Annotated in this window: 8 protein-coding genes; 5 read left to right on the forward strand and 3 right to left on the reverse strand. The window is 73.3% G+C overall.

Annotated elements, in window-relative coordinates:
* Positions 1-103 precede the first annotated feature (103 nt).
* The 3 genes from HW445_RS18525 to HW445_RS18535 are packed head-to-tail and all read right to left on the reverse strand — an operon-like array spanning position 104 to position 1,382.
* Positions 104-454: a hypothetical protein gene (locus HW445_RS18525; protein WP_180222111.1), complete on the reverse strand. Its 351-nt coding sequence runs from the start codon at positions 452-454 to the stop codon at positions 104-106.
* 57 nt (positions 455-511) lie between these two features.
* Positions 512-877 carry a DUF6479 family protein gene (locus HW445_RS18530; RefSeq protein ID WP_180222112.1) on the reverse strand — a complete coding sequence of 122 codons (366 nt, stop codon included), beginning with the start codon at positions 875-877 and terminating at the stop codon, positions 512-514.
* A 40-nt stretch (positions 878-917) separates the two neighbouring features.
* The gene (locus HW445_RS18535; RefSeq protein WP_180222118.1) at positions 918-1,382 is read right to left on the reverse strand and encodes a ChaB family protein; all 465 of its coding nucleotides are present in this window, start codon (positions 1,380-1,382) and stop codon (positions 918-920) included.
* A gap of 90 nt (positions 1,383-1,472) precedes the next feature.
* Here HW445_RS18535 and HW445_RS18540 point away from each other — a divergent pair, with 90 nt between their 5' ends.
* The 5 genes from HW445_RS18540 to HW445_RS18560 form a co-directional block, all read left to right on the forward strand.
* Complete coding sequence (locus HW445_RS18540; protein ID WP_180222113.1) at positions 1,473-1,847, forward strand: ferredoxin; 375 nt, start codon at positions 1,473-1,475, stop codon at positions 1,845-1,847.
* A 41-nt stretch (positions 1,848-1,888) separates the two neighbouring features.
* Positions 1,889-2,080, forward strand: coding sequence for a DUF2795 domain-containing protein (locus HW445_RS18545; RefSeq protein WP_180222114.1), 192 nt, complete (start codon positions 1,889-1,891; stop codon positions 2,078-2,080).
* 125 nt (positions 2,081-2,205) lie between these two features.
* Positions 2,206-3,729 carry an acyl-CoA synthetase gene (locus HW445_RS18550; RefSeq protein ID WP_180222115.1) on the forward strand — a complete coding sequence of 508 codons (1,524 nt, stop codon included), beginning with the start codon at positions 2,206-2,208 and terminating at the stop codon, positions 3,727-3,729.
* Positions 3,730-3,865: 136 nt separating this feature from the next.
* Complete coding sequence (locus HW445_RS18555; RefSeq protein ID WP_180222116.1) at positions 3,866-4,111, forward strand: DUF397 domain-containing protein; 246 nt, start codon at positions 3,866-3,868, stop codon at positions 4,109-4,111.
* A 209-nt stretch (positions 4,112-4,320) separates the two neighbouring features.
* The coding region (locus HW445_RS18560) for a universal stress protein (protein WP_180222117.1) at positions 4,321-4,885 on the forward strand (565 nt) is incomplete at its 3' end.

The raw sequence follows: 4,885 nt of genomic DNA on the forward strand, positions 1-4,885 counted from the left end.
CTGGCGGAACCCGCCTGAGCCGCCTGAGAGGGAGAGGCACGGACATGCCGAAGGGCCCCGGGCGTCACGCGCCCGGGGCCCTTCGCGAGGGAGCACCGGCCGATCAGAACCGGTCGCCCTTCGGCTTGCCCCGCTGGTCGGGGGTGCCGTGCGGCGGCGGGTTGTACGGCTGGGCCGACGTCCTCGGCGACACCGGGGACCCACCCGCCGCGCGACCCTGTTCCGGGCGGAGCCCCGACGGATCGCCCGCGGTCGGCTCGGCGCCGTTGCGCAGCTGCTCCAGGCGGGCGGAGAGGACCTGGGTGGCCGGCGCCCGGCGCCCGTGGTCCTTCTCGTGCTCGAGGAGCGTCTCCACCTGGTCGGAGGTCAGCGAGCGGACCCGGCTCTCCAGCGAACCGAGCGGCAACTGGTCGTAGTCGGGGAGCGGCAGGTCGTCGCGGCGGGGATGGGACATGGTCACTCACTTCCTGCGAGATGCGTCGGATCGTACGGCGGGTCGCCGGCCCACCGGTCAGCGGTGGCCACCGCCCCCGCTGCCGAAGCCTCCGCTGCTGCCCTCGTTCCAGCGCGGGCGCGGCGGCTCCTCCTCGGCCGGCAGGGTTCCCTGGGGGTCGAGCTGGTACGGCGTGAGCCGGTCGTGGTCCTGCTTCGGCACGTCGTCGGTGTCCCGGGTCGTCCGGTCCTCACGCACCGGACCGCCCGGCGGCATCTTGGGCTGCTCCTGCGGCGTCGGCCTGCGCGGCTCCCGCTGACGCACCCGCCAGCCGAAGAACACCGCGCCGATCAGCGCGGCCGCCACGATCGCACCGAGGATGAACGGAGCGAGCCCGCCGATCTGTCCTTCTTCCAGGGCGAAATCCACCCATTCATAGCTCATGGTATGCATCTACCCCTAACCGGTTGATATGAACCGATGATCAGTTCCCGCCCTGCCGGTCCCCGTCCTGCTGCCGCCCCGCCTTCCGCTCCCCGGCCCGGTCGCCCTCACGGGCGGTACGGGTCTGCGAGCGGTTGGCCTTGCGGATCGCGTCCAGCAGTTCCGGTTTGGACATCCGCGACCGGCCGCCGACGTCCAGCCTCCGGGCCAGCTCGTACAGGTGCTGCCGGGAGGCGTCCTCGTCCACGCCCTCCCCGCTGCGGCCGCCCTGCTGCCGGGGCCGGGCCGACCGGGGGTCGGACGGCCCCTTGCGGCCGCCCTCCTTGCGCTCCCAGTGGTCGCCGACCTTCTCGTGCGTGTGCTTCAGCGCCCCGTACGCCACCCGGTGGGCGCGCTCGCCCTCGCCGTACTGGTCGACGGCCGAGTCGTGCGCCTTGATCCAGGTACGGCGTGCCTCCTCGGAGGAGCGCTCCAGGGTGGACGGCAGTTCCTCACGGCCGGGCAATCGGATCACCCCTTTCCGTCCGTCGGCCTCGGAACGCCGGGTGCCCGGGAGCAGGCGTTTGACACCGCCGGACGGGGCAACTCGGCCCCCGTGACGAGCGCATCCCAGGATGAGCTGTACCGGTTCCTGGAGGACCGGTTCGCCTGCGCGCAGGCCTGCACCGAATGTGCGAGGGCCTGCGCCCTGCGCGCCGGATTCATGGACCCCGACGGCACCGAGGCGCAGGACCGCGCCCGGCGCAAGGGCATCATGTGCGCCGAGGTGTGCGACGCGACCTGCCGGGTGCTGTCCGAACAGACCGGACTGGACGAAGCCGGGCTGCGGATGCAGGTGGAATGGTGCCGCACCGTGTGCCTGGAGTGCGCGGAGGTCTTCGACGCCTGCCCCGGAGCGGAGGAGGCGGCCACATCGTGCCGCCGCTGCGCCGAGGCCTGCACCGAATTCCTCGCGACGCTCGCCGCGTAGCGCAGCCCCCGTCCCCACGCACCCCCCGAGGAGGCACGACCATGGCCGGTCCGAACCCGATCGAACTGCAGAAGGCGCTCAGCGGCATGGACTACCCCACGGACAAGAAGTCCCTGGTGGAACGCGCCCGCAGCAACCACGCCGACGGCAAGCTCGTCGAGAAGCTCGAGAGCCTCCGCCAGGACAGCTTCGACGGACCCAACGAGGTGCAGAAGGCGGTGTTCAAGGGCTGACCCACACGCACGGTTCGCGGGCCGGTCCGCCGGCCCCACCTCGCCGGTGCGGCTCCCTCCCCACGACGGAACCGCACCGGCAGACGTCTTGACCTGCGCCGCGGGGCGGACGCAGGATCGGCGCCATGAGACCGACCGCCGCCGGCAACGGCAACGCCAGTACCGTCGACGCCGTGCTGCGCCGCAGCGCGCGCCGCACCCCCGGCCGGGTCGCGGTCGACTACGCGGACCGGTCGTGGACCTACGCCGAACTCGACGGCGCCGTCTCACGCGCCGCCGGCGTGCTGCGCTCCGAGGGCCTGGAACCCGGCGACCGGGTGGCCTCCTACGGCCACAACTCCGACGCCTACCTGATCGGTTACCTCGCCTGCGCCCGGGCCGGCCTGGTCCACGTGCCGGTCAACCACAACCTCACCGGCGACGACCTGACGTACCTGATCGGCCAGTCCGGCAGCACGCTGGTGCTCGCCGACCCCGCCGTCGCCGACCGCCTCCCGCAGGGCGTGCGCACCCTCGCCCTGCGCGACGCCGAGGACTCCCTGCTCGCCCGCCTCGCCGCCGCCGTCCCCTTCGACGGCCCGGGGCCGGACGCCGAGGACCTGGCGCAGCTGCTCTACACCTCGGGCACCACCGCGCTCCCCAAGGGCGCCATGATGACCCACCGGGCCCTCGTCCACGAGTACGTGAGCGCCGTCACCGCGCTCGGCCTGAGCGCCGACGACCGGCCGGTGCACGCGCTGCCGCTCTACCACTCGGCGCAGATGCACGTCTTCCTGCTGCCCTACCTCGCGGTGGGCGCGCGGAACACCATCCTCGACGCCCCCGACGGCGACCGCCTCCTCGACCTCGTCGAAGCCGGCCGCGCCGACAGCGTGTTCGCGCCGCCCACCGTGTGGATCGCCCTCGCCAACCGCCCCGACTTCGCGACCCGCGACCTGAGTTCGCTGCGCAAGGCCTTCTACGGCGCCTCCATCATGCCCGTGCCCGTGCTGGACAGGCTGCGCGAGCACCTGCCGGGACTGGCGTTCCACAACTGCTTCGGCCAGAGCGAGATCGGCCCGCTCGCCATGGTGCTCGGACCCGACGAGCACGAGGGCCGGATGGACTCCTGCGGCCGCCCGGTCCTCTTCGTCGAGGCCCGGGTCGTGGACGAGAACGGGAAGGACGTCCCCGACGGCACCCCCGGCGAGATCGTCTACCGCTCCCCGCAGCTGTGCGAGGGCTACTGGGAGAAGCCCGAGGAGACCCAGGAGGCCTTCCGCGACGGCTGGTTCCACTCCGGCGACCTCGCCGTCCGCGACGCCGACGGCTACCACACCATCGTCGACCGGGTGAAGGACGTGATCAACTCCGGTGGTGTGCTCGTCGCGTCGCGCCAGGTCGAGGACGCGCTCTACACCCACCCCGAGGTCGCCGAGACCGCCGTGGTCGGCCTGCCCGACGAACGCTGGATCGAGGCGGTCACCGCGTTCGTGGTGCGGCGGGGAGAGGTCACCGAGGAGGAACTCGTCGCCCACGCCAAGGAACGGCTGGCCTCCTTCAAGGCCCCCAAGCGCGTCGTCTTCGTCGACGGGCTGCCGCGCAACGCCAGCGGGAAGATCCTCAAGCGCGAACTGCGCGACCGGTTCGGCGCCACCGCCGGGGCGTGAAGCGCCGCCCCGTACCGGCCCCCCGTGCCACGGGTGCCACGGCACCCGTGGCACGAGAGGGTGCGGTCCGGGGCCTGTCGGACGGCCCGACCGATCGGTAGGCTGGCCGCCGACCGTCAACGGGAGGAGCACGTCCGTGGCCGAGAGCACCACCCAGCAGCAGCGGCGCACCGGCTGGGAAAAGCCGGACCACCTGGACCTCAGCGGGGCCGAGTGGCGCTCCGGCAGCCGCGGCCGTGGCGACGTCCAGATCGCCTTCGTCGAGGGATTCGTCGCGATGCGCAACAGCCGCCGCCCGGAAAGCCCGTCCCTGATCTTCACCCCGGACGAGTGGGGCGCCTTCGTGTCCGACGCCCGCAAGGGCGAGTTCGACCTCACCTGAACCGTCTCACCCGAGCCTCACCCGAGCCACCTCGCCCGAGCGACCTCACCTGAGCCGGCCGCGCACCGGGGCGACGCCCCGACGGGGCCGCGCGAGGGTTTCCTCCCCGATTTGCGGACACTCGGCCACCGCTTCCCGCACCGGCCCGCCCTCTGGGCGAGGCTGGGCGGGGACAAGCGGAATGTCGAACTCCGGAGGTGAGGAACCCCATGACCCTGCCGGTCATCGCGGCGGTCGACGGATCGGAAGACAGCCTGCGCTCCCTGGACTGGGCGGTGCGGACCGCGCTGATGCGGGGCGCGCCGGTGCGCGTGGTGCACGTGCGCCAGTACCCGGCGTGGGCGCCTCCCGAGTTCGTCGCGGCCGACACCGCCGACGACCCCGTGCTCGACCAGGTGCGCGCCCGCATCGAGGCGGGCGGGGGCGGTGCCCGGCCGGACGTCGAGTACCTGAGCCGGGTCGGCGCGCCCGGCACCGTGCTGGTCGAGCTCAGCACCGAGGGCTCCCTCCTGGTGGTCGGCTCCCGCGGCCGCGGCGGCTTCGCCAGCCTGCTGCTCGGATCCACCGGCATCGCCGTCGCCCGCGACTCCCACTGCCCCGTGGTGGTCGTCCCCCGAAGCGCCCGCCAGGTCCCCGACGACCTCTCCGGCGCCTCCACCGGCCCCCGCGTCGTCGTCGGCCTGGGCGTCGACCACGCCGGCGACGCCGCCCTGGAGTACGCCTTCGCCGAGGCCGAGCTGCGCGTACTCGATGCCAGGCTGATCCTGGCCTGGA

The sequence above is a fragment of the Streptomyces sp. UH6 genome (assembly GCF_013421635.1).
Lineage (GTDB): Bacteria > Actinomycetota > Actinomycetes > Streptomycetales > Streptomycetaceae > Streptomyces > Streptomyces abyssomicinicus.

What these genes read in the sequence shown, in the direction of transcription:
- HW445_RS18530 (WP_180222112.1), bottom strand. Translation starts at nt 877, where the DNA reads ATGAGCTATGAATGGGTGGATTTCGCCCTGGAAGAAGGACAGATCGGC.
- HW445_RS18550 (WP_180222115.1), top strand. Translation starts at nt 2,206, where the DNA reads ATGAGACCGACCGCCGCCGGCAACGGCAACGCCAGTACCGTCGACGCC.
- HW445_RS18545 (WP_180222114.1), top strand. Translation starts at nt 1,889, where the DNA reads ATGGCCGGTCCGAACCCGATCGAACTGCAGAAGGCGCTCAGCGGCATG.
- HW445_RS18525 (WP_180222111.1), bottom strand. Translation starts at nt 454, where the DNA reads ATGTCCCATCCCCGCCGCGACGACCTGCCGCTCCCCGACTACGACCAG.